General features: G+C 45.4%; 22 protein-coding genes and 4 tRNA genes. 13 read left to right on the plus strand and 13 right to left on the minus strand.

All coding sequences use genetic code 11. The features are described 5' to 3' along the window. Positions 1 to 101 precede the first annotated feature (101 nt). The 4 genes from DXX93_RS03425 to DXX93_RS03435 all read right to left on the minus strand — a co-directional run bounded on the left by DXX93_RS03425 (position 102) and on the right by DXX93_RS03435 (position 3,691). Positions 102 to 1,304, minus strand: a complete 1,203-nt coding sequence (locus tag DXX93_RS03425; RefSeq protein WP_116006715.1) for an IS256 family transposase — start codon at positions 1,302 to 1,304, stop codon at positions 102 to 104. Further along, a complete protein-coding gene (locus DXX93_RS03430) occupies positions 1,252 to 2,214 on the minus strand; it encodes an NAD(P)/FAD-dependent oxidoreductase (RefSeq protein WP_116006825.1) in 963 nt (320 codons plus the stop codon). Before DXX93_RS03430 ends, DXX93_RS03425 begins: the two co-directional genes overlap by 53 nt. After that, complete coding sequence (locus DXX93_RS20915; RefSeq protein WP_258872577.1) at positions 2,211 to 2,345, minus strand: hypothetical protein; 135 nt, start codon at positions 2,343 to 2,345, stop codon at positions 2,211 to 2,213. Before DXX93_RS20915 ends, DXX93_RS03430 begins: the two co-directional genes overlap by 4 nt. Before the next feature lie 192 nt (positions 2,346 to 2,537). Continuing rightward, positions 2,538 to 3,691, minus strand: a protein-coding gene (locus tag DXX93_RS03435) for an IS3 family transposase (RefSeq protein ID WP_116006826.1) whose coding sequence is annotated in 2 segments (ribosomal slippage) — positions 2,538 to 3,445 and positions 3,445 to 3,691 — 1,155 coding nt in all. Because the reading frame shifts where the segments join, the coding sequence is not laid out codon by codon here. An 81-nt stretch (positions 3,692 to 3,772) separates the two neighbouring features. On the opposite strand from DXX93_RS03435, the gene DXX93_RS03440 reads away from it, so the two are divergent. The 13 genes from DXX93_RS03440 (at position 3,773) to DXX93_RS03505 (ending at position 17,537) form a co-directional block, all read left to right on the plus strand. Next, positions 3,773 to 4,120: a hypothetical protein gene (locus DXX93_RS03440; protein ID WP_116006827.1), complete on the plus strand. Its 348-nt coding sequence runs from the start codon at positions 3,773 to 3,775 to the stop codon at positions 4,118 to 4,120. A gap of 244 nt (positions 4,121 to 4,364) precedes the next feature. Then, positions 4,365 to 4,802 (plus strand): regulatory protein RecX, encoded by a 438-nt coding sequence (locus DXX93_RS03445; RefSeq protein WP_116006828.1) that lies wholly within the window; start codon positions 4,365 to 4,367, stop codon positions 4,800 to 4,802. Positions 4,803 to 4,822: 20 nt separating this feature from the next. Next, on the plus strand, positions 4,823 to 7,447 hold the full coding sequence (alaS, locus tag DXX93_RS03450; RefSeq protein ID WP_116006829.1) for an alanine--tRNA ligase: 2,625 nt from the start codon (positions 4,823 to 4,825) through the stop codon (positions 7,445 to 7,447). Positions 7,448 to 7,465: 18 nt separating this feature from the next. Then, positions 7,466 to 8,692, plus strand: a complete 1,227-nt coding sequence (locus tag DXX93_RS03455) for an aspartate kinase (RefSeq protein WP_116006830.1) — start codon at positions 7,466 to 7,468, stop codon at positions 8,690 to 8,692. 129 nt (positions 8,693 to 8,821) lie between these two features. Continuing rightward, complete coding sequence (gene csrA / locus DXX93_RS03460; RefSeq protein ID WP_115999145.1) at positions 8,822 to 9,019, plus strand: carbon storage regulator CsrA; 198 nt, start codon at positions 8,822 to 8,824, stop codon at positions 9,017 to 9,019. Between the two features lie 140 nt (positions 9,020 to 9,159). Beyond that, positions 9,160 to 11,892, plus strand: coding sequence for a M16 family metallopeptidase (locus DXX93_RS03465; RefSeq protein ID WP_116006831.1), 2,733 nt, complete (start codon positions 9,160 to 9,162; stop codon positions 11,890 to 11,892). Between the two features lie 233 nt (positions 11,893 to 12,125). Then, positions 12,126 to 12,218: transfer RNA gene (locus DXX93_RS03470), tRNA-Ser, on the plus strand. A 52-nt stretch (positions 12,219 to 12,270) separates the two neighbouring features. After that, positions 12,271 to 12,347 (plus strand) — tRNA-Arg (locus DXX93_RS03475). 101 nt (positions 12,348 to 12,448) lie between these two features. After that, positions 12,449 to 12,525 (plus strand) — tRNA-Arg (locus DXX93_RS03480). Between the two features lie 67 nt (positions 12,526 to 12,592). Beyond that, positions 12,593 to 12,669 (plus strand) — tRNA-Arg (locus tag DXX93_RS03485). A gap of 1,651 nt (positions 12,670 to 14,320) precedes the next feature. Next, the gene (locus DXX93_RS03495; RefSeq protein WP_116006833.1) at positions 14,321 to 14,587 is read left to right on the plus strand and encodes an OadG family protein; all 267 of its coding nucleotides are present in this window, start codon (positions 14,321 to 14,323) and stop codon (positions 14,585 to 14,587) included. A gap of 13 nt (positions 14,588 to 14,600) precedes the next feature. Further along, the gene (oadA, locus tag DXX93_RS03500; RefSeq protein WP_116006834.1) at positions 14,601 to 16,397 is read left to right on the plus strand and encodes a sodium-extruding oxaloacetate decarboxylase subunit alpha; all 1,797 of its coding nucleotides are present in this window, start codon (positions 14,601 to 14,603) and stop codon (positions 16,395 to 16,397) included. Between the two features lie 9 nt (positions 16,398 to 16,406). Continuing rightward, entirely contained in the window at positions 16,407 to 17,537 is a 1,131-nt protein-coding gene (locus DXX93_RS03505; protein WP_116006835.1) for a sodium ion-translocating decarboxylase subunit beta, read from the plus strand. 130 nt (positions 17,538 to 17,667) lie between these two features. Here DXX93_RS03505 and pdxH read toward each other — a convergent pair whose 3' ends face one another. The 9 genes from pdxH to napE form a co-directional block, all read right to left on the minus strand. After that, positions 17,668 to 18,321, minus strand: coding sequence for a pyridoxamine 5'-phosphate oxidase (pdxH, locus tag DXX93_RS03510; protein WP_116006836.1), 654 nt, complete (start codon positions 18,319 to 18,321; stop codon positions 17,668 to 17,670). A 130-nt stretch (positions 18,322 to 18,451) separates the two neighbouring features. Further along, complete coding sequence (locus DXX93_RS03515) at positions 18,452 to 19,765, minus strand: amidohydrolase (RefSeq protein ID WP_116006837.1); 1,314 nt, start codon at positions 19,763 to 19,765, stop codon at positions 18,452 to 18,454. Positions 19,766 to 19,861: 96 nt separating this feature from the next. Next, on the minus strand, positions 19,862 to 20,056 hold the full coding sequence (locus DXX93_RS03520; protein ID WP_116006838.1) for a PA3496 family putative envelope integrity protein: 195 nt from the start codon (positions 20,054 to 20,056) through the stop codon (positions 19,862 to 19,864). 154 nt (positions 20,057 to 20,210) lie between these two features. Further along, on the minus strand, positions 20,211 to 20,798 hold the full coding sequence (locus tag DXX93_RS03525) for a cytochrome c3 family protein (RefSeq protein ID WP_116006839.1): 588 nt from the start codon (positions 20,796 to 20,798) through the stop codon (positions 20,211 to 20,213). A gap of 10 nt (positions 20,799 to 20,808) precedes the next feature. Continuing rightward, positions 20,809 to 21,297, minus strand: coding sequence for a nitrate reductase cytochrome c-type subunit (locus DXX93_RS03530; protein WP_116006840.1), 489 nt, complete (start codon positions 21,295 to 21,297; stop codon positions 20,809 to 20,811). Positions 21,298 to 21,308: 11 nt separating this feature from the next. Further along, positions 21,309 to 23,804: a nitrate reductase catalytic subunit NapA gene (napA, locus tag DXX93_RS03535; RefSeq protein ID WP_116006841.1), complete on the minus strand. Its 2,496-nt coding sequence runs from the start codon at positions 23,802 to 23,804 to the stop codon at positions 21,309 to 21,311. Between the two features lies 1 nt (position 23,805). Next, positions 23,806 to 24,102, minus strand: coding sequence for a chaperone NapD (locus DXX93_RS03540; protein WP_116006842.1), 297 nt, complete (start codon positions 24,100 to 24,102; stop codon positions 23,806 to 23,808). Next, positions 24,083 to 24,655, minus strand: a complete 573-nt coding sequence (locus DXX93_RS03545) for a ferredoxin-type protein NapF (protein WP_116006843.1) — start codon at positions 24,653 to 24,655, stop codon at positions 24,083 to 24,085. The genes DXX93_RS03540 and DXX93_RS03545 overlap by 20 nt, the downstream gene beginning before the upstream one ends. 49 nt (positions 24,656 to 24,704) lie before the next feature. Next, positions 24,705 to 24,875, minus strand: coding sequence for a periplasmic nitrate reductase, NapE protein (gene napE, locus DXX93_RS03550; RefSeq protein WP_116006844.1), 171 nt, complete (start codon positions 24,873 to 24,875; stop codon positions 24,705 to 24,707). Positions 24,876 to 24,933 lie beyond the last annotated feature (58 nt).

Here is a 24,933-nt window from a genome sequence, read left to right on the forward strand (position 1 = left end):
CTAAACTAAGATACGTTGTAACAATCATAATACCGGCTAAAAAGCCTTCATTGGCTGCACCTACTAAGAGGGCGTTCAGAATTCTGTGTCAGCCTAAATTGCTAAATATCTAGCACGCCATCTAATCGCCCCTCGAAGTGGATGGCTAATTGCGACAATGTCAGGTTCCAACTGTGGATTGGCATTGTCCATTTCTTCGAAGCGTTCAATATGCCCGCATACAATAATTTCATCAAGCTATTTTCGTTCGGGAAAGCGCCTTTCGTTTTGGTCAATTTCCTAAACTGGCGGTGCACTGCCTCGATAGCATTGGTGGTGTAAATAGCTTTGCGCACGTAGTCTGGATACTTGAAGTAAACCGACAAGTTAGCCCATTTTCTGCGCCAAGACTCAATCACGATGGGATATAGCTTGCCCCATTTAGCATCTAATTCGTCTAAGGCTGCTTCTGCGGCATCTTTGGTCGTTGCACGGTAAACAGGCTTTAAGTCCGCCATAAATGCTTTCTGGTGCTTTGAAGCAACATACTTCATCGAGTTACGAATTTGATGAATAACGCACTGTTGAACCTCTGTTTCAGGATAGATAGTACCAATGGCCTCAGGAAAGCCTTTAAGTCCATCAACACAAGCAATTAAAATATCGGATACGCCGCGATTGTGTAAATCGGTGAGCACTGATAGCCAGTAGTTAGCGCCTTCGCTTTCTGAGACGTATAAGCCAAGTAACTCTTTGCGACCTTCGATATTTATGCCGAGTACGGTGTAAACAGCTTTGCTAACATAACGGCCACTTTCCTTGATTTTATAGTGAATAGCATCAAGCCAGATAAACGGGTACAGCGTATCAAGGCTACGTGATTGCCACGCTTTTAGCTCTGGTATGAGCTGGTCTGTAACGCCTGTTATCGTGGCTTCTGAGATTTCAATGCCGTACATTTCCTGAACATGGCTGCGAATATCACGATAGCTCATGCCTAACGCAAACATGGATAGGATTTTATGGTCAATCTCAGCGGTTAGCTTAGTTTGATTTTTCTTAACGAGTTGAGGTTCAAATGAGCCAGTACGGTCTCTTGGGGTTTCAAGCTCAAACTGGCCTACGGAGGATTTAACCGTTTTCTTGCTTGTACCGTTCTTACGGTTAGGTTGTTGCTCTGAGTCTAGGTGTTGCTCTAGCTCGGCTTTGAGTGCAGCTTCTGTTAATTGTTTAATGAGTGGCGTTAAAACACCATCTTCACCCGTTAACCCTTTACCTGATTGAAGTTCTGCTAATGCTTTGTTGAAGTCGAAAGATTGAGTCATGTGTCATTCCTATTTTCTTAATATTACTGAAATGACACAGATTTCTAAACACTACCCCTACTAATGTAGAGAATCTAGTTCTAGAGTCTCCTATTATGAAAATATTTTTCATATCCGTTCTTCCATAAGGATCAGTCTTGTATAAGTTTCTATTCAATTGTGAATTAAAAGTTGTTGAGTTATAGATGCTATCTATAATGATATTTGTTCGAGTGTCTATGTCAGATATAAATAATGCATCTGACGCAACCCTCTTACCATCCTCTAATACCAAAGAGGTTATTTGACCTTCACAACTTTCAATACTTTTGATTTTCTTATTATATATCTTCGGTTCAGGGATATTCCTGTAGATCATCTGTTCAATATTTATGTGTTCCTCTGCATGAATAAATATTTTAATATCTGTTGACCACCTTCGAAGCAATTTAATAAAATGAATATCGGATTCTGTTTGAGCAATTATAGAAATAGGCTTACCTTTAAGTTCATATGCATGGCAATAAGCACAAGAAAATGCACTTGTACCCCATACCTTTTTAAGGCCTTCAATTTTTGTAGAATCGAAATCAAAGTTATTTCCCATTGCAAAAACAACTTTCTCAGCTTCAATTGCCACACCTTCTTCTGTGAATATTAAATAACCATTCATCGTAACTGAAACTTTTATTACTGGATCGCTATAAATATTGATGTTAGAGTATTTTTTCAGATCTGATAGACCTTTAGATAAAATACTCTTTTTAGTTAAACCATCATTAGTAATAAAATTATGAGTTTCAAAGTTATTATTTTGAGAGTTATTCGCTCCAAATATTGCAACATCTAGTAACCCTCTTGCAGTTACAAGCGCACAACTTTGCCCTGCTAGTCCTGCGCCAACAATAGCGACATCAAATTTTCTCTTCATGAAAAACTCTTAATTAACATACCAATCAATTGACCGATTTTTACACCACTAAAAAGAATTAAAACTCCTAATACAAAAAAAATTAAAACTGCTTCAGCATCTGTTCTATTCTTTAAAAATTCAATAAACATAGTTATTTTCCCTGTGCGAAGCTCTATAAACCTTAAACCTTAAACCTTAAACCTTAAACCTTAAACCTTAAACCTTAAACCTTAAACCTTAAACCTTAAACCTTATAAAGCTTCTCTAATAATACTATCTTAAGGCTTTGCCAATAGCTGCGCCAATAGAAATGATCTGAACCAGTAAAACTGGACACTGCATTAAGCGACATTTAATTGTTCAAATCTTTCAGGACTTAAATAGCCCAAGGCACTATGCCTTCTTTTTTTGTTGTAATCAATTTCGATGTACTCAAATATGTGCTGGCGCATGGTTTCTCGGTTCATAATCGGCTCATATTGAACCGCTTCAACTTTCATTGAATGGAAGAAGCTTTCAACACAGGCATTGTCCCAGCAGTTGCCTTTTCGACTCATGCTTTGGATTAAACAGTTCTTTTTAATCAAATCACGATAAGCGTGTGAGCAATATTGGCTACCACGATCGCTATGCACAATGACATTCTTAGGTTTGCCTCTGCGCCATAAAGCCATTTGTAAAGCATCACAGACCAGCGTTGAGGTCATACGGGTACTCATCGACCAGCCAATCACTGAGCGGGAGTATAAGTCAATGATAACGGCTAGATATAACCAGCCTTCGCTCGTCATTAGATAGGTGATATCACCCGCCCATTTCTGATTTGGCTTGTCGCTGGTAAAATTCTGTTCTAGTAAATTCGGTGCAACAGGTAACGAATGTTTACTGTCTGTCGTGACTTTAAACTTACGCCCTGCTTTGGCAACAAGCCCTTGACGCTCCATGCTGTTGGCGATGGTTTTTATGTCATGTCTATGACCTTGTTCTTCAAGCTCAGCTTGGATGCGTCTAGCACCATCTCGCTCTTTACTGTCATCAAAAATGTGCCTGACTTTTTCATCACGAACTTGCTGTGCCTGCTTTCGCTTGCTTGGCTGTTGACAAGCCTTCAACCATGAATAATACCCACTTGGCGAAACGGACAATGCACGAGTCATTCTGACAATGGAGAATGAGCCGTGATTGTCTTTAATAAACTCAAATCTGGCTACTTTTGGTTTTTCGCGAAGTAGGTGGCCGCCTTTTTTAGTATTTCTAGCTCCTCGGCTTGTTCGGCTAATTGGCGTTTTAACTTCGCATTTTCTGTGGCTAAAGAACTTTCTCGTTCAGATGTGGATGCTTTTTTTTGTGCCGAACTTCTCCATGCGTAAAGTTGAGATTCATAAATGCTAAGTTCACGTGCAGCCTGTGCTACTCCAACTTTGGCTGCTAGCTTTAGAGCTTCTTCTTTGAATTCTACTGAATAGGTTTTTCGGATTTTCTTTTGGGATGTCATTATTCACCTCTGTGAGTTATTTTACTCACTTAATGAGGTGTCCAAAACTATTGGATCAGATCATACTTTAAACAAGCAAATGTGCTGCATACGGGGGATTTGTTTTTTGAGGGACGTTTCCCCTACGTCGATTTAAAAGGCGGCGGCTCGGTTGATGGTTACATTGCCAATGTCAATTATATGCTCAAGGTCTTTCCCGATGACGTGGTGATTATTCCGGGGCATGGTGAAATAACTGACAAGGCGGGGCTACAGCAGTTTGCCAATATGATGAGTGATACGAGCAAACAAGTGAAGGCGCAGTTAAAAGCTGGTCGAACAGAAGCAGAAATTCTGGCCGCAGGTGTTGAAGACAAATACAAAACGTTGTCGTGGCGCTTTATTACCGAAGAGCGCTGGTTAAAAAACCTATTGACTGATTATCAATAAAGGCATTTCACAAGAATTTTAGCAACACTTTGGCGAAGCGCGGCAATCGTTGTTAGCGCTTCGCCAGTTTGCTATATCATCCAACTAACTGATTCACCTAACGCTTGGCCATTACTATTGCTTCGCTGATGCTTTACATTCTCGCTTTACGCCTGCTTTCTTTGCTGGATTGGTATAAAAGCACTACACATCTTCATTGGTTTAGGTAGAATACCGACTATTATTTGTCTGGCTTTTATGATTTTTGAATAAAGACGTTTTACACTCCGCCATCGGGCTATTATCACGCCGGGAACACTCGACTAAAGAGCTAACGCAAAAGCTGAGCAAAAAGGCCTATTCATCAGACGATATTAAACAAGTTATCGCGTTTTTATTGGACGAAGGTTACTTGTCGAACATACGTTTTGCGGAAAGTGTGATTCGCAATAAAGTGAGTCGCGGCTACGGCTGGAATGCGATCCGCCAAGAGCTCAAGCTCAAAGGGGTGAATAGTGACATCTACACTGGGGTGCTAGATGAGCTCAAGGTTGACTGGTACACCCAAGCAGAACAAGCCTATCAGAAACGTTTTGGCCATGCGCCAATTGAAGATCAAAAAGACAAAGCCAAGCGATTACGATTTTTACAATACCGTGGCTTCTCGATGGACGAGTGCTTAACGGCATTGAATGCAAATTAACCGAAAGTGTTGGAATAACCATGATTAGAAGTAGTGCTGAGATACGCAAAGCATTTTTAAATTACTTTGCCTCCAAACAACATCAAATTGTCCAAAGTGCTTCATTAGTACCGGGCAATGATGCGACCTTGTTGTTTACAAACGCCGGTATGGTGCCATTTAAAGATGTATTTTTAGGTGCAGAAACTCGCAGCTATACACGTGCTACCTCATCACAGCGTTGTGTGCGTGCTGGTGGTAAGCACAACGATTTAGAGAACGTTGGCTACACGGCACGTCATCACACCTTCTTTGAAATGCTAGGTAACTTCAGCTTTGGTGATTACTTTAAGCAAGATGCCATTAAATTTGCATGGCAATTTTTAACGGAAGTTCTAGCACTACCGACTGAAAAGCTCCTCGTGACGGTATATGAAACCGACCAAGAAGCGTTTGATATCTGGCATAAAGAAGTTGGCGTACCCGCCGAGAAAATTATTCGTATTGGCGACAAGCACGGTGCTAAGCAATACGATTCTGACAACTTCTGGTCAATGGGTGACACTGGCCCATGTGGCCCTTGTTCAGAAATTTTCTACGATCACGGTGAACAAATCTGGGGTGGTCCTCCAGGCTCACTAGAAGAAGATGGCGACCGTTTCATTGAAATCTGGAACTTAGTATTTATGCAGTTCAACCGTCATGCCGATGGCACGATGGAGCCTTTACCTAAGCCGTCTGTCGACACCGGCATGGGCTTAGAGCGTATTTCTGCGATCATGCAGGATGTTCACAGCAACTACGAAATCGACATTTTCCAAGGGTTGATCGGCGCTGCTGCAAGCCTGCTTGCGTGCAACGATTTAGAGAACAAATCACTGCGCGTTATTGCCGACCATATTCGTTCATGTAGCTTTATGATTGCCGATGGTGTGATGCCGTCAAATGAAGGTCGTGGTTACGTACTTCGCCGCATTATTCGCCGTGCGATTCGCCACGGTCACAAACTCGGTGCGAAAGACTTCTTCTTCCACAAATTAGTACCAGCATTGATTGAGCAAATGGGCGAAGCTTACCCTGAGCTTGTTCAGCAGCAAGCCGTTGTTGAAAAAATGTTGCGTATTGAAGAAGAGCAATTTGGCCGCACGCTAGACCGCGGTATGGCGTTACTTGAAGACATTATTGGTGGCTTAGAGGGCGATACCATCAATGGTGATGATGTGTTCAAACTGTATGATACGTATGGCTTCCCGGCAGACTTAACCGCTGATATCGCGCGCGAGCGTCAATTGCGCATCGACCACAACGGTTTTGACGTTGCGATGGGCTTACAGCGTGAGCGCGCCCAGCAAGCCAGCCAATTCGGTACTGACTACAACGAGCAGCTTAAATCTGACAAGCTCACTCAATTTAAAGGTTACACCAATCACGAATACTCAAGTACCGTGGTTGAGCTATTCAAAGAAGGCGAAGCGGTTGTTGAATTAGCGCCGGGTGATAAAGGTGTCGTGATCCTTGATAACACACCATTTTACGCTGAATCAGGTGGTCAAGTAGGGGACACAGGTGTCTTGCACTTGGACGGCGGTACATTTGAAGTGACCGACACAGTCAAAGTGGGTAATGCCTTTGCTCACCACGGTACAGCGCAAATTGCGATTGGCCTAAATCGCCGTGTGAAAGCGGAAATTGATTTAGTACGCCGCGAGAAAATTGTTAAAAACCACACGGCTACGCATATTTTACACGCAGCGCTGCGCAAGGTGCTAGGCGATCATGTCACGCAAAAAGGTTCATTGGTTGACCCAGACAAGCTGCGTTTTGACTTCTCGCATTTTGAAGCGGTAACGGCACAAGAGCTCAGCCAAATTGAGCACATGGTGAACAGCGAAATTCGCCACAACGTTAAACGTGAAACCGAGTTGATGCAAATTGACGAAGCTAAAGCCAAAGGGGCAATGGCATTATTTGGTGAGAAGTACGACGACGAAGTGCGCGTAGTGACGCTAGCTGAATTCTCAACTGAACTTTGTGGTGGTGTACACGTTGACCGCACGGGTGATATTGGCCTGTTAAAAATCACTTCGGAATCTGGCATCGCCGCTGGCGTTCGCCGTATTGAAGCGGTTACCGCCGAAGCCGCATTGGACTTTATTGATAGCCAAGCCGATACACTGGCTACCATCGCATCTATGGTGAAGTCTGATGTCGCTGGCACCACGGGTAAGGTTGAGCAAATGATCTCGCGCGCTAAGCAATTAGAGAAAGAAATCACGCAACTTAAACAGCAACTAGCTGCTGCCGCAAGTGGTGACTTAGTCAGTCAAGCTGTTGAAATCAATGGCGTCAAAGCCTTGATTGCGGATTTAGACGGTGTCGAATCAAAAGCGCTGCGTGGCATGGTTGACGAGCTTAAAGTGAAAATGGGCTCAGGCATTATCATGTTAGCAACCGCGAACGGCGATAAAGTTGGCTTAATTGCTGGCGTGACAAAAGACCTAACAGGTCAAGTTAAAGCGGGTGAGTTGGTTAATATGGTGGCTCAGCAAGTAGGTGGTAAAGGTGGCGGTCGTCCAGATATGGCACAGGCCGGTGGTAGCCAACCTGAAAATATCGCAACAGCACTTGCGTCGGTACAGCCATGGTTGACTGAGAAACTCGGCTAACTTGCCACTCGTTTTTACATGGCGGTTATCGTTCAAAAATATGGGGGAACCTCGGTAGGTTCCCTTTCGCGTATTGAAGCCGTGGCAGAAAATGTGATTGCGACGGTTAGGCAAGGCCATCAAGTGGTGGTGGTGCTCTCTGCTATGGCGGGTGAAACCAATCGCTTGCTGGCGATGGCACAACAGCTTGATGCCCAGCCTGCTAGCCGAGAGCTTGATATGCTTTTGGCTTCTGGCGAGCAAGTGAGCATTTCACTGCTTGCTATTGCGCTGGTGCAGCGTGGTATTTCAGCGATTTCACTGCTTGCCCATCAAGTCGGCATTCAAACCGATAATCGCTTTGGCGCCGCGCGGATACAAGCGATTGACACCAAACGCCTCTCACAAGCCTTATCGCAAGAGCAAGTGATTGTTGTTGCGGGTTTTCAAGGCCAAGATCAAGAGCAAAATATCACAACATTAGGGCGCGGTGGCTCAGACACTAGCGCCGTTGCCTTAGCAGTTGCCTTGCACGCTGCTGAGGCGCAAATATTCACAGATGTTGATGGTGTCTACAGTGCGGATCCTCGTCTTGTCAGTTGTGCGCAGCGCATTAATTATTTGCGTTTTGATGAAATGCTGGTCATGGCGAGTTTAGGTGCCAAAGTGCTGCAAAACCGCGCTGTTGAATATGCCTATCAGCACAATATGCCAATCAGGGTACTGAGCAGCTTTAGCCAAGGGGAGGGAACGTTAGTGTTACCTAAAGAACAAGTATTGGCAGAAAGCCAAGATAGCAATCTGGTAACGAGTATTGTGCATGATCAGCAACAGGCCTTGATCGCTATCTCAGAGGTGAGTGACAGTGCATTACCAGCGCTATTTGACGCCCTTGATAACAGTGCTATTGAAGCGGATATGGTACAGCTGATAGGTGAGTCATCACTCGCTAAGCAGCTCTTGTTTACCGTGAATCGAGACAAGCTTTTATGTGCGAAAAATGCGCTGCAAGAGATTACAATGTGTAACAAATTTGGTACTATCCGCAGCCGCGATTCAGTTGCTAAAATATCAGCAGTTGGAATTGGCCTGAATGCTCATGCCAAAGTGGTTGGCAAAATTGTCGCCCTACTCGCATCTTCAGAAATTGACATAAAGTTAATTTCTACCTCAGAAATTTCATGTTCTGTTGTAATTGATGAAACTTATCTGGTTCGCGCGGTTCAAATACTGCATAGCGGATTTGGTTTGGATTCATCTTCCTAAGTGACTATTTTTACCCATAGTTTTTATGGATAAATGTAAAATATAGACTAACTTAGATAAGGTCAATGACCAAAAAACTAGCTTAAAGAAAATTAGTGGATCTCAATTCATACTTAAAGGAATCGAAGAATGTTAATATTAACTCGCCGCGTAGGTGAAACATTAATGATTGGTGACGACGTGACTGTCACTGTACTAGGTGTTAAAGGTAACCAAGTACGCATCGGTGTTAATGCACCAAAAGAAGTTTCTGTGCATCGTGAAGAAATCTACATGCGCATACAAGCCGAAAAAGGCGATTCAGAGCCATCAGGCAACCAGTTCTAAGCGAACTTGAGAAAAATTGATACAAAAAAGGCCAGCGTTACGCTGGCCTTTTTTATGCGCAGATATTTCCAAATGTGTCAACTTCCTTTACATTGTTGAATTGGTGTTAATCTTTCTATAAAAACAACAAGGAGAACGGGATGTTCTTAGCCCAACCCACCAAGCGCTGGCTAGTTGCTTCTGTGGTCTGTAGCAGTTTAAGTGCTGTTTCTTGGTCTGCGCTGGCGGCCAAACAAGTGACGAGTATCGAAGGTATAACTGAATACCATTTGGACAACGGTCTGCAAGTACTATTATTTCCTGATCAAACCAAAGAAACGGTGACCGTTAATGTGACTTACCACGTTGGCTCGAAACATGAGAATTACGGCGAAACCGGTATGGCGCATCTACTCGAACATTTAGTGTTTAAGGGAACGCCTCGTCATAAAGATATTCCAGCTGAGCTAAGCTCACACGGTGCGCGTCCAAACGGTACCACGTGGACAGATCGCACTAACTACTTTGAAACTTTCACAGCCTCGCCAGAGAACATTAACTGGGCGTTAGACATGGAAGCGGATCGCATGGTCAATTCGTTTATCGCGAAAAAAGACCTCGACAGTGAAATGACGGTAGTGCGCAATGAATTTGAGCGCGGCGAAAATAGCCCATTTCGCGTGACCTTGCAGCGTACCTTGGCCAGTGCATTTGAATGGCACAACTACGGTAAATCAACCATCGGTGCTCGCTCTGACCTTGAAAACGTATCGATCGACCGCTTAAAAGCGTTCTACAAAAAGTACTATCAGCCAGATAATGCAACCTTGATTGTTGCCGGTAAATTTGAAAACGACAGCATGATCAAGCTGATCGATAAGTACTTTGGCGTGATTCCAAAGCCAACACGTGTTATTGAGCCACTTTACACAAAAGACCCTGCGCAAGATGGTGAACGTGAAGTTACCGTACGTCGCGTTGGTGACGTGCAGCTAGTGGGCAGTGTTTACAAGGTGCCAGCTGGCTCACACGAAGATTTTGCCGCGCTTGATGTTGCCGCCGAGATCTTCGGCGCCGCAGCAACTGGTCGCTTGCACAAAGCTCTTGTTGAAAACAAACTGGCGAGCCGTGCGTTTGGCTTTAACTTCCAGTGGGAAGAGCCGGGCGTGGCGCTTTACTTCGCGCAAGTCGATAAGGATCAAGATTTAGCCGTCACGGAAGCTGAGCTGATCAAAACGCTTGAGAAAACCATGGCAACGCCGTTCACCGATGACGAAGTTGAACGTGCAAAACGCACCATTTTAAAGGACATTGAACTAACGTTTAATTCCTCTGAGCGTATTGCGCTGGGGCTAAGTGAGTGGGTTGGTATGGGCGATTGGCGCTTACTGTTCTTAAATCGCGATCGCATCGAGCAGGTGACCACGGCCGATGTACAACGTGTTGTTGATACCTACTTTGTACAAAACAACCGTACCGTTGGCCGCTATATTCCAACTGACAAACCTGAGCGTGTCGAAATTCCACAGGTAGAAAGCGTTGCCGCAATGCTCGAAGGCTACAAGGGGCGTGAAAACATCGCGCAGGGTGAAGCTTTCGACCCGAGTCACGACAACATTGATAGCCGCACTAAAATGTTAACGCTAGACAATGGCATTAAAGTGGCGCTGTTGGCGAAGAAAACTCGCGGTGAGTCGGTTGTGGTTAATGTTGCCACCCAAATGGGTGATTTAGATTCATTACAAAGCAAAGGTCTAGTGGGTGAGTTAACCGGTAGCATGCTGATGCGTGGTACGACAAAATACACTCGTGAACAGTTAAAAGACGAATTCGACAAGCTCAAAACTAATGCTCGCATTGGCGGTGATGTAGAAGGTGCTTCAGCGCGCCTGGAAACGGTGAAAGCCAACCTTGTTCCTGCGTTAAAGCTAATGGCGCAAGTGCTGCAACAGCCTTCGTTTGACGCGAAAGAGTTCGATCAACTTGTTTCAACCACGGAAGTTGATATTGAACAACAGCTACAAGATCCACAAGCGATTGTGTTCAGAGAATTCTCTCGCCGTCAGAGTCCATTTGATGCGTCACACCCGCGTTATATTGCCACGATGGAAGAAGAGCTAGCCAACCTGAAAACAGTAAAACTGGCTGACCTACAAGCCTTCCACAAGCAATTCTACAGCGCGAACAGCATGCAGGTTAGTGTCGTGGGTGACTTTGACGAAAGGGTCGTTGTTAAAACGTTGAACGAGCTATTTGGCAAGTGGTCGTCAGATCAAGCTTACCAGCGCATTACACACCCTTATCACCAGCAGCCGAGTAAAGACCAAACGTTCAACACCCCAGATAAAGAAAATGCGGTATTTGTTGCCTCGACCACTTTACCTGTTGGCGTTAACAGCAAAGATGCACCTGCATTGGAGTTGGCAAACTATATTTTCGGCGGAGGCTTCCTCAACAGTCGACTAGCAACGCGTTTACGCCAAAAAGATGGTCTGAGCTATGGTGCTGGTTCTTTTGTGCGTATGAGCAGCAGTGATGCGCGCGCATCAATGGGGGCTTATGCGATTTGTGCACCACAAAACCTGGCAAAAGTTGAAGTGGGCTTTAAAGAAGAGCTAGCTAGGCTGATTAAAGATGGCTTTACTGCTGAGGAAGTGGAAGCAGCAAAATCGGGTTTATTGCAAGGCAAGCGTGTCAGCCGCTCACAAGATCGCGAGTTAGTGGGCAAACTAAATGGTAACTTGTACTACAACAAAACCATGCAGTTTGACAAAAAGTACGAAAAACAACTGGCGTCTTTAACGCCTGAGCAGCTACACAAAGTGGTGAAGAAATATTTCAAACTGAAAGATTTCTCTATCATTAAAGGTGGTGACATGAGTAAAGTCGAATAAATACGTATTTATTTAACTTTTTTGAAGGCTACCCAATGGGTAGCCTTTTTTTATTGGGCAAATATTACCGACAAGCCAAAGTAGAAAACGAACAAAAGTGACGGAAGAATTGATGAAATAATCACATATTTGCATCAATTATCGACGTGTTGTACTAATTGTGAGCGAACGGAATAAAAAGTTTAAAAAACTGTTTGACTTATTTTTCAGAATCATTAATATTCGCAGCCACTGGTGAGATGGCCGAGTGGCTGAAGGCGCTCCCCTGCTAAGGGAGTATACGGTTTGTAGCCGTATCGAGGGTTCAAATCCCTCTCTCACCGCCATTATTTCTTAATGGCTTCTAGATTAACTAGGATTAAGATTTAAGTTTATTGCGGACGCGTAGCTCAGCTGGATAGAGTACCTGGCTACGAACCAGGCGGTCGCAGGTTCGACTCCTGCCGCGTCCGCCACTTTCTCGAAAGTGGTAATCAACTTAAACAACTGGTTAAGCATAGAAAAGCAGCTAATATTAAGGCTGGTTAAATAAATTAGTATTGTTTTATTTTATTGCGGACGCGTAGCTCAGCTGGATAGAGTACCTGGCTACGAACCAGGCGGTCGCAGGTTCGACTCCTGCCGCGTCCGCCACTTTCTTTAAAGTGGCAGCACAATAAAGACTATCCTTACCTCGGGATATAAAATAATGATTGACCGCGGACGCGTAGCTCAGCTGGATAGAGTACCTGGCTACGAACCAGGCGGTCGCAGGTTCGACTCCTGCCGCGTCCGCCACATCTAAGAAACCAGTCTCTTGACTGGTTTTTTTTCGTCTACACGAAATGGTTAGCTATTTGTGCTTATGGTGTCGATTGCGATTGATCGCGGACGCCTAGCTCAGCTGGATAGCCTGATATAAAAGTGAAGTGCCGACGAACCAGTCGGTCGCAGGTTCGACTTTTGCCAGTGCTACAGCAATCAAGAGCGCCACATCTAAGAAACCAGTCTGTTGACTGGTTTTTTTTCGTCTGCACGAAATTGCTCACTATTTATGGCTGATGGTGTAGATTGCGATTGACTGCGTACGCCTAGCTCAGCTGGATAGTCTGATATTTAAGTAAAGTGGCTATGGATCAGGCGGTCGCAGGTTCGACTCCTGCCAGTGCTACAGCGATCGAAAGCGCCATATTTAAGAAACCAGTCTTTTGGCTGGTTTTTTTTCGTCTACACAAAATTGCTCACTGTTCATGACTGATGGCATAGATTGCGATTGACCGCGGACGCCTAGCTCAGCTGGATAGCCTGATATAAAAATGAAGTGGCGACGAACCAGTCGGTCGCAGGTTCGACTCCTGCCAGTGCTACAGCAATCAAGAGCGCCACATCTAAGAAACCAGTCTTTTGACTAGTTTTTTTTCGTCTGCACGAAATACTCACTATTTATGGCTAATGGTGTAGATTGCGATTGACTGCGGACGCGCAGCTCAGCTGAATAGTTTGATATAAAAGTAAAGTGGCGACGAACAAAGCGGTCGCAGGTTCGACTCCTGCCTGTGCTACAGCAATCAAGAGTGCCACATATCTTGAAAAAAGAATAAACCAGTCTTTTGACTGGTTTTTTTTCGTCTACACAAAATTGCTCACTGTTCATGACTGATGGTGTAGATTGCGATTGACTGCGGACGCGCAGCTCAGCTGGATAGCCTGATATAAAAGTGAAGTGGCGACGAACCAGTCGGTCGCAGGTTCGACTTTTGCCACTACAGTATCAATACAAAACCGCGACCTTGGTTACTCGAGACTACAACAAACCTTTATGCTGAGCCTCTAGCTTGAGCTTGATCATCAATGTCGCTAGTGGACTATTTCACATGGATTATTTCATATCGGCTATCTTGTCATTTATGCGGCTAATTTTTCCTTATTACTTATGTCTTAACCTGCTACCTATTTCCGGAGCTGTCAATTGTTTCTGAGCCAGCTATTCATTTCTCGGTTGGCTTATCATTTCCTCGCTAGTCGCTAGTCGCTAGTCGCTAGTTGCTAGAGGGCGCAGTAAAAATTGAGTTGATCGGTAAGCCACTTATCACGCGCTTGAAATTTGACTTGTTCAAACTAGGCTTAGACTACTCATTTGCTGATCACTTAGCAAAAGCCTTTCAACTTGTTGTGCATAATTGTATAGACAACTCAATGGTTGAAATTGTATACAATATTTGTCTATGTCACTGAAATTAATCAACTAAGATAAAAAATATTGTATACAAAAATATTTTTTGCTGTTTTTTGAGTGAATAAATATCAAAATATTATGAATGAATAGTAAAAATCATGTTTTTTGCTATTGACTTCTGTTTTTTTATCTTGATTCGTGATTTGTTGATTGATTTTTCAATATTGGAGTGATTATTCTAACTAAACAATGAAAATTATAAGAGAGTAACAAATGGAGTCACTCAGCCAATTGTTTATTGAAGCAGGCACATTAATGCTCGCTGGTATGGTGTTTGTTTTTGCCTTTCTCGGTATTTTAGTGGTGATTATTAATACCATCTTAGCGCCACTGGCTAACAAGTTTCCAGATCCGGTTGCGCAAGCCGTTACTCGTTCACCCGTTAAAAAATCCACGGCCCAAGATGGTGTCTCACCATCGGTTGTAGCGGCGATTTCTGCCGCTGTTTCACAATACCGCCAAAAGCATAATAAAGAATAGAAGGAGCATGGTCATGACAAAACCATTAGGCATTACAGAGCTTGTACTTAGGGACGGACACCAATCCCTGCTGGCAACCCGACTGCGCTTGGAAGATATGTTACCGATAGCGCCAGTGCTAGATGAGGTAGGCTTTTGGTCTATTGAGTCATGGGGCGGTGCAACTTTTGATTCTTGTATTCGTTACTTAGGTGAAGATCCTTGGCACCGTATTCGCGAACTTAAAAAGGCGATGCCAAATACCAAGCAGCAAATGCTATTTCGCGGCCAAAATATTCTTGGTTATCGCCATTATGCTGACGATGTCGTAGAGAAGTTTGTTGAACGTGCGCATGTTAATGGCGTTGACGTTTTCCGCATATTTGATGCCATGAACGATGTCCGCAATTTGCAAACCGCCATCAAAGCGGCAGTAAACGTGGGTGCTCATGCGCAGGGGACATTAAGTTTCACTGAAAGCCCTGTACATACCCTAGAGGGCTGGCTCACCATGGCTAAACAGCTAGAGGATATGGGCGCGCACTCACTATGTATTAAAGATATGGCGGGCTTGCTCAAGCCTTACTACGCCGAAGAGTTAATTGCTAAATTAAAAGAAACGGTAGCTTTGCCGATTTCATTACACTGTCATGCAACAACGGGCTTGAGTGTAGCAACCCATATGAAGGCGATTGATGCTGATGTTGATGTGATTGACACCTCAATTTCTTCCATGAGTATGACTTACGGCCATTCGCCAACAGAGACTATCGTTTCTGCGGTCGAAGGCTCGGCACGCGATACTGGTTTAGACATGAATAAGTTGGCAGAAGTGGCGACTTATTTCCGTGATGTTCGAGAAAAATATGCCAAGTTTGAGGGCAGTTTAAAGGGTGTTGATGCGCGTATCTTACTTGCTCAGGTACCTGGTGGCATGTTGACTAACATGGAAAACCAGTTGCGCGAGCAAGGCGCAGCAGACCGTTTAGACGAAGTACTCACTGAAATCCCTAAAGTGCGCAAAGATCTTGGTTATATCCCATTGGTAACGCCTACGTCACAAATTGTAGGGACACAGTCGGTACTGAATGTCCTGACGGGCGAACGCTATAAAACCATCACTAAAGAAACCGCTGGTGTGTTAAAAGGCGAATATGGCGCAACGGCGGCGGAAGTGAACGCCGAATTGCAAGCACGTGTGCTTGATGGGGCTGAGGCGATCACTTGCCGCCCCGCAGATTTACTTGACCCCGAGGTTGATAAGCTAACCGCGGAGCTAGAGCAATTAGCAAAAGAGAAAAACATCGACTTAGCTGACGATGTAATTGATGACGTGCTCACGTACGCACTATTCCCGCAAATTGGCTTGAAATTCTTGGAAAATCGCAACAACCCAGATGCTTTCGAACCTGCGCCAACGAAAGAAGATGTTGCGCCAAAAGCGGCACCTGCGGCATCGTCAGGCTCGACGGCGACAGAGAATTACTCTGTAGCGGTTGACGGTAAAGTTTACGAAGTGGTTGTTGGCCCAAGTGGCAGTGTCACTTCCGTTGCGCCAGCTGCGGCTGCAACTTCAGCGGCAGACGCGGCCATTAAACAAACCGCTTCAGTATCGGCAGAAGAAACCCTGAACGCTCCGCTTGCCGGTAACATCTTTAAAGTGCTGGTCAGTGAAGGCCAAGAAGTCGCTGAAGGTGATGTCGTCATCATCATGGAAGCGATGAAAATGGAAACCGAAGTACGCGCAGTAACAGGCGGCACTGTGGTTGGCTTAAATGTTCGCGAAGGTGATTCTGTTGCGGTCGGCGACGTCTTGCTGAGCTTGTCATAGGGGCTGAACATGGAGCAGTTACAAACACTCTGGATGTCGACTGGCCTTGCTAACTTTGAGGTTGGTCAGGTCATTATGATGTTGGTTGGTTGTGGCCTATTGTATTTGGCCATCGCGAGAAACTTTGAACCCTTATTGCTATTGCCTATGGGCTTTGGCGCCATATTGACGAACATTCCTGTTGCCGGCTTCTCTGAAGTCGGGGGCTTGCTGCACTATGTCTATTACGCGGGGATAGATACAGGCATTTTCCCACTGCTTATTTTTATGGGCGTGGGGGCAATGACTGACTTTGGCGCCTTGATTGCCAACCCTAAAACCTTATTTTTAGGGGCGGCTGCGCAATTTGGTATTTTTGCCACCTTGTTTGGAGCCATTGCATTAAACGCTGTACCGGGTTTTGAATTTAGCTTACAAGACGCTTCGGCCATCGCCATTATTGGTGGTGCTGACGGCCCTACGGCGATCTTCTTAGCGTCGAAACTAGCGCCTGAATTGCTTGGTGCCATCGCGGTTGCAGCCTATTCCTACATGGCGTTAGTACCTATTATTCAGCCGCCAATTATGAAGCTGTTCACAAACGAAGAAGAGCGCAAAATTGAGATGGCGCAACTGCGTCATGTTACCAAAATTGAGAAGATCATTTTCCCACTGGCGGTACTGCTAATGGCGATATTCTTCTTGCCGGCAGCAACACCATTGGTTGGTATGTTCTGTTTAGGTAACTTGATGCGTGAGTCCGGCGTTGTTGATCGTTTAAGCTCAACCGCGCAAAACGAATTGATTAACATCGTGACTATCTTCTTGGGCTTAGGTGTTGGCTCAAAATTAAGTGCAGAAGCGTTCTTAAATGTTGAAACCTTGGGTATTTTAGCCTTAGGTGCGGTGGCATTCTCGATTGGTACGGCATCAGGCGTACTGATGGCCAAATTAATGAATAAGCTATCGAAAGAGCCAATTAATCCACTGATTGGCGCAGCGGGTGTTTCTGCGGTGCCGATGGCAGCACGTGTGGCTAATAAGGTGGGTTTGGAAGCAAACCCACACAACTTCTTGCTAATGCATGCGATGGGGCCAAACGTTGCTGGTGTACTTGGCTCGGCAGTTGCCGCAGGCATTCTCTTAGCATTAGTTGGCTAAGCTTTAGTCACTTAGTCACTTAGTCACATAGTCACATAGCTAAGCTATCAACCAAAAGCCCAAGCAGCAGTGCTTGGGCTTTTTACTGGGTGTTCTTTTCTGCCAAAAGCTAAGAGTTAAAAGCTAAGCGCTATGGATGTAACTTAAACGTTTGCCAACCGCTGTCACTGTGTTCAAAGCACAGCCTATCGTGTAAGCGGCTTGCACGCCCTTGCCAAAACTCAATGTAATGCGGTTTTACGCGCCAACCGCCCCAAAATTCCGGGTGTGGCACCTCTTTACCCGAAAACTCTTGTTCAAATTGCTTTACGCGCTCTTTAAGTTCGTTCGGGTGGCTGAGCTGCTGGCTTTGTTTTGACGCCCAAGCGCCCACTTTGCTGCCACGATCACGGCTGTTGAAGTAATTGGCCGACTCTTCCAAGGTCGTTTTTTCAACGGTGCCCTCAATGCGTACTTGGCGTTGTAAAACATTCCAGTGAAATAACAAGGCGACTTTTTGGTTGTCTTCCAGCTCATGGCTTTTGCGACTGCCGTAGTTGGTATAAAACACAAAGCCTCGTTCGTCGAAAGATTTCATCAGCACCATACGCGAGCTTGGCTGACCATCTTTACTGCAAGTGCTTACCGAGACAGCTTCTGGCAACAATATCCCAGATTTATTGGCATCATCAAACCACGTGTGAAATAGGGCTATTGGGTCACTGGCGTCATCAAATTCGGGTAATGACAAGGCAACCCCTTGGCCAAACGTAAATAAACAGCGAAGTTTTTCTAGGAAAGTCATAGTGATAACAGCAAATAATGGTTAGGTTTATTTTAGCAAGTTAGCGAACTGGATTGCCACAAAGAAAGGGCGAGCCAGTAGCATAAATTACCTACTTGGTTTGAGTTTATACTACTGGCAGATACGTGTTTTAGTTCATTTTCATATAGTCGTAAGTGAGGTTCGTCAGTAACTCAACACCCAACTTCATACCGCTTTCGTCAATTTTAAACTCTGGTGTATGGTGGCCGGGCGCCTCGTTAACCGGAATGTCTCGGCTTTTACCGCCAACGAACAGGTACAACCCGGGCACTTCTTCTTGGAAGAATGAAAAATCTTCCGCACCTGTTACCGCTTTTGTGGCAACGGTATTACTTTCACCAGCCGTTGAGACTAACGTGGGTAGCATTTTTTGCATAAGCTCAGGGTCGTTGTAGGTAATTGGATAGCTATAATCCAGTGGTAAAGTGACCTCGGCGGTGGTATTCATACTTTCAGCAATATGACTCGCCTTACGATGAACCGCTTCGTGGATATGTTTGCGAATTTCTGGGTTTAAGCTGCGAATGGTGCCCACCAGTTCAACTTCGCTTGGAATGATGTTGGAGCGGTTACCACCGTTAATCATACCAACGGTTACGACTGCGGCGCTGTCGATTAGTTTGACTTCACGGCTGACGATCGTTTGTAAGCCCATGATCACTTGTGCCGCAGAAACAATAGGGTCAGCACTCAACCAAGGGTAGGCACCATGTGACTGCTGACCTTTGATGACGATGCGGTAAGGGTCGACCGCTGCCATAATGCCTTCAGCTTTGTATTCTACGGTGCCGACATCTTGACCTGAGCTGATGTGGAGACCAAAAATGACATCGACATCAGGATTTTTAAGCACGCCTTCTTTAACCATCACTTCCGCACCACCCACTTCGCCGCGCGGCGCACCTTCCTCAGCTGGTTGGAAAATGAACTTTACTTTGCCTTTAAGTTGGTCTTTTTGTTCGGTGAGAATTTTCGCAGCACCCATTAGCATGGCCATATGTGTATCGTGTCCACAGGCGTGCATGACACCAACGTCTTTTCCCTCGTGAATGGCGGTCACGGTTGAGGCAAATGGCAAATTAGTTGCTTCGGTTACGGGCAGGCCATCCATGTCTGCGCGCAAGGCAACAACAGGGCCGGGCTTTCCTGTGTCAAGAACGCCTACTACGCCGGTTTTAGCAATACCGGTTTGTACTTCCAGGCCAAGGTCATTAAGGTACTTTTCGATGACTTTAGCGGTTTCAAACTCGCGATTGGAAAGCTCTGGGTGTTGGTGAAAATGGCGGCGCCACTTGATCACTTGTGGTTCGATTTGTGTTGCTCGGTCGGCAACGTCAGCTTTAAAACTGTCGGCGCTAGCGGTAGTTGTGAAGGTTGATGTGCAAGTGATAGCGATACTTGCTGCGAGTAGCAATTTTTTCATGGTGAAGTTATTTTTGTTGTTGAAGATAACCTAACCATACTGTAAAGCCAGCGACTTTGCTAACCACCTGTCGCGGCTATATTGCTGGCGGTCGTTTTATATATCCCAATCATCGGAAGCATCGAGTAGTTGTTTAAGCCGCTTTTCTTCGAGTAACTCATCAATGCGTTTACGCACTTTCGTGTTCTTAATCTTTTGTTTACTGTTGGCTAGATCTTGCTCGTAATCTGGGATGTCTGGCTTGTCCGTACTGTTGTTGCTGTCGTGGTAAGTCATTTTACTCTCACTCATTGGCAGTGATTAACATGCATAAAAATGCCGACAATGCCTTAAAAATCAGCAGTGTCGGCATTAATTTGAACATAGGCAACAAATTTTGCTTTTTCAAATAATATTGTTCGAGTATTTAATTTTCCGTTTCTGTTTAACTAGCTAAAATAGAACATTAAAAATCCGTAACCCCTTGCATATCAGGCAAGCGGTGAGCAATCCCTTTGTGACAGTCAATACACGTTTTTTCACCACTGGCCAATGACGTTGAATGCATTTGTGCCGCCCGTTGGCTTTGCACACTAAAGTCCATGTAGTCGAAGTTGTGACAGTTGCGACACTCAAGTGAATCGTTGGCCTTCAAGCGCGCCCACTCGTGTTCCGAGAGGCGTTTTCGATTGGCGAGAAACTTCTCACGGGTGTTAATTGTGCCAAATATTTTCCCCCACACTTCTTTTGATGCCTGCATTTTACGCGCAATTTTGTCGGTCCAGTTGTGAGGAACGTGACAGTCAGGACAAGTTGCTCTAACGCCTGAGCGATTGGTGAAGTGGATCGTTGTTTTTAACTCTTCATAAACATTGTTTTCCATTTCGTGGCACGAAATACAAAACTTCTCGGTATTGGTGGCCTCTAGGGCAGTATTAAAACCACCCCAGAAAATGATACCGGCAATAAAACCGCCAAGGGTTAGAAAACCTAAGCTGTAATGTACGCTTGGTTTTTTAATCGTTGCCCACGCTCTTAATAGGATCTCTTTCATTTGATATCTCCTATTGGTGCTCAGCGCTGTTGTTTTGCTGTGACGCTTTTTGTGACGTTAAAGTGTGCATATCAATGAATTTATTCTCAATTAACGGCTTAGCGTCAAATTGATTGACATGACATTGATTACAAAAATAGCGGCGCGGTGACAGCTCAGCTAAAAAGTTGCCTTCGCGATCCATAAAGTGAGTCACGCTCACCATTGGCGCTTGAGAATCCTGCGTGCGTTCTCGGCTGTGGCAAGTCATGCACTTGTTACTGTTGAGGTTAACCTCGTAGTTGCGCGTAGTATGCGGAATCACCGGCGGCTGCATTGGGTAGTTTCGCGTTTGCTTAACATCGGTATTGATCACTTTGGCGATAGCTTTGGTGGCTTCTTGTGTCGCAATGGCAGTGTCGTGTCGCAACGTTGCTATGTTGTCGCCGTCATTGGCATTAACCGTTGAAGCCAAGCAAGTAAGCAGTACAGAGAAACCATAAATCATTAGTTTGTTCATAATATTGCTCCTTAGGCTCTTTCAATGCGAACGGCACATTTCTTAAAGTCAGTTTCTTTCGAAATGGGGTCGGTTGCATCAAGGGTTACCTTGTTCACTAAGCGACTGGCATCAAACCACGGCATAAACACTAAGCCGATAGGTGGCTTGTTACGGCCACGAGTTTCAAGACGCGTTTCAACTTCACCCCGACGGGATATAATCTTGACCGCATCACCGCGTCGCAGGCCTCGTTTTTTCGCATCTTCTGGGTGCATATAAACGAGTGCATCCGGCATTGATTGATACAGCTCTGGCACGCGTTGCGTCATCGAACCAGAATGCCAATGTTCGAGCACTCGGCCGGTAGATAGCCACAAATCGTATTCTCTATCTGGAAACTCTGCTGCGGGCTCGTAAGGCAGCGCAAAAATCACCGCTTTGCCATCTGGCTTACCATAAAATTCAAAGCCTTTACCTGCTGTGACGTAGGGATCTGAGCCTTCTCTAAAGCGCCACAGCGTTTCTTTGCCATCAACCACAGGCCAGCGCAAGCCGCGCTCTTGGTGGTATCGATCATACGGTGCTAAGTCGTGGGCCTTACCGCGGCCAAATGAGGCATATTCTTCAAACAAGCCCTTTTGAATGTAGAAGCCAAAGTCACGTGATTCCTGGTTTAGCCTGTCATCAGGCACCTCACTCAGTGGGTATTTGTTCACTTGGCCGTTCGCAAATAAAACATCAAATAAGGTTTTTCCGCGGTAGCTCGGGTTTTTCGCGAGTATTTTGCTTTCCCAAACCTCTTCAACCTTGAAGTATTTCGAGAATTCAACTAGTTGCCACAAGTCAGACTTCGCGCCTTGTGGCGCTTCTATCATTTGATACCAGGCTTGGGTGCGACGCTCGGCGTTACCGTAAACCCCTTCTTTTTCAACCCACATTGCCGTTGGCAGAATTAGATCGGCGGCTTGTGCCGTCACTGTCGGGTATGGGTCTGAAACCACGATAAAGTTTTTCGGGTTGCGATAGCCGGGTAAACCTTCTTCGTTCAGATTGGCAGCCGCCTGCATATTGTTGTTACATTGCACCCAATAAAAATTGAGTTTGCCATCTTTTAGCATGCGATTTTGCAGCACGGCGTGATATCCCGGTTTTGGCGGAATGGTGTCTTTCGGCAGCTTCCATTTTTTCTCTGAAATCGCGCGGTGTTTTGGATTTTTCACCACCATATCCGCCGGTAAGCGATGTGCAAAAGTACCCACTTCTCGTGCCGTACCACAAGCTGATGGTTGCCCCGTTAACGAGAACGGGCTATTGCCAGGGGTAGAGATTTTGCCGGTTAACAAATGAATGTTGTAGATCAGGTTATTGGCCCAAACACCGCGAGTATGCTGGTTAAAGCCCATGGTCCAAAATGAGCAGACTTTGCGATTAGGATCTGCGTATAGCTCAGCTAATTCAATCAGTTTATTTTCGGGGACATGCGATAATTGTGAGGTGTACTCAAGGGTGTAGGTGCTAACAAACTTGGCAAACTCTTTGAAAGTCGTTGGCGTTGAACCACCCGCTTTGCTGTTATTTTTCGCTTTTTTCTCCAGTGGATGCTCGGGGCGCAGGCCGTAACCTATGTCTTGGTTACCCATCGCAAAGCGCGTGTGTTTATTGACAAAGTCGTGGTTCACTTTGTCGTTTTGAATAATGTAATTGGCGATGTAGTTTAAAATGGCCAGATCGGTTTGTGGCACGAAAATCATACCGTTATCGGCCAAATCAAAGCTGCGGTGCTCGTAAGTGGAAAGTACCGCCACTTTGACATGTGGCGCGCTAAGGCGACGGTCGGTGACACGGGTCCAAAGAATAGGGTGCATCTCAGCCATGTTTGAACCCCAAAGCACCATAGCATCAGTCGCTTCTATGTCGTCGTAGCAGCCCATTGGCTCGTCAATGCCAAAGGTACGCATAAATCCACCCACCGCTGAGGCCATGCAGTGGCGCGCATTCGGATCGATATTGTTGGAGCGAAAACCCGCTTTCATCAATTTCGCCGCGGCGTAGCCTTCTTGCACTGTCCATTGCCCTGAGCCGAACATCCCAACCCCGGTGGGGCCAGTGTCTTTAAGGGTTTTCTTGGCTTGCTCGGCCATGACCTCGAACGCTTTATCCCATGAGATAGGGGCAAACTCCCCATTTTTGTCGTACTTGCCATTCTTCATGCGCAGTAGGGGGGTGGTCAGGCGATCTTTGCCGTACATGATCTTCGATAAGAAGTAGCCTTTGACGCAGTTAAGTCCTTTGTTTACGGGCGACTTAATATCACCATGGGTTGCGACGACTTTACCGTCCATGACCCCAACATTAACGCTACACCCCGTGCCACAAAAGCGGCACGGGGCTTTGTCCCATTTGATTTTAGTGATATCACTGGCGGTGATTAAGTTTGATGCTTGTGCGGGAATGGATACACCAGCAACGGCTGCTGCTGCGGCTACAGCATTGGCTTTAATAAATTCTCGGCGATTTAGTGTCATGTTAATTCACCTCGTTTGATATTGGAGCTTGCGGCTCAGCTAAAAATTGGTGATAAACCGGCGAAATGCTGAAAAACTCGTCAGTTAAATGGATTTGCTCAACCACCTTGGCAATGGCTTTTTGGCTTGCTGCTTCAACGGTGAAAACGATTTTTCCCTGTTCATTACTACCGTGTACTTCACAACCGTCGAAGTTGGTTATGTATTGGCAAAGCTGCTCAACTAATGGCGGTGGTGCTTGTCCAACAAAGCTGGCGATGTGGTACTCATCAGCTTGATTAACGCTTGGCTGGCTCATAACCTAGCTCCTCAGTGTTAGTGGTTAAATTGGATGAATGGTTAGTGCTCGTTGTGATCGAGATACTGTGTTGTGGGCAAGTTGAGACACAAGCACCGCAAAAGGTGCAATCGTTCTCATCAAGCTTAGGGATAGGTATCGCACTGCTAACAAAGGCAAATTTAATGGCGCGGCTATCGCAAACATCGCGACAGCTTTGACAATAAATTTGATTTTTGGCTAAGCAGTTCTCGTGAATATCGATAGTGGCTGGCCAAGCTTTAACGCCGCTGCGTAAATGGTTGTCGATAAATAGCGGTTGCTGGCACTGACGTTCACATTCGCCGCAAAACGTGCATTCTGCTTGTGTAAAATCAAGAGAGGGATAGCCGTGCTGGTCGCGCTTGATCACTTGTGTTTCACAGTGCTCAATACATTGATTGCATTGCGTACAGCCGGCTGTGAATACAGCTTCGCTGATCACCCAGGGCAAACGAATAGCTGGTTGCTCAAGTTGCGCTTTGAAGCGTCCTTTGAGCAATTGTCGTCTTGATCTGTTGGCGACTTGTTCCATCACAAGAATAGCTTACATCAATTGCTTAAAGCCATTGCTTAGGTCAGTGCTATGAGGTTGGTGGCCCGGTCAGAATTTGGCTTATCCAAACGATAAACCCATAGCCGCCGACGATCATGACGGCGAGTATTGGCCCAAGAAAAACCGCAATAAAAATAAATAAATTACGCTCGTATTTCTTTTCTAAAGCTCTGTCTTCATGTGTGCTGTCGATATTCATAACCTGTGCCCTGTGGTTGAATATGATGCTATGTTAAGCGTGTGCTAAGACAAGGTAG

It is taken from the genome of Thalassotalea euphylliae, from assembly GCF_003390335.1.
In the GTDB taxonomy this organism is placed as follows: domain Bacteria; phylum Pseudomonadota; class Gammaproteobacteria; order Enterobacterales; family Alteromonadaceae; genus Thalassotalea_F; species Thalassotalea_F euphylliae_B.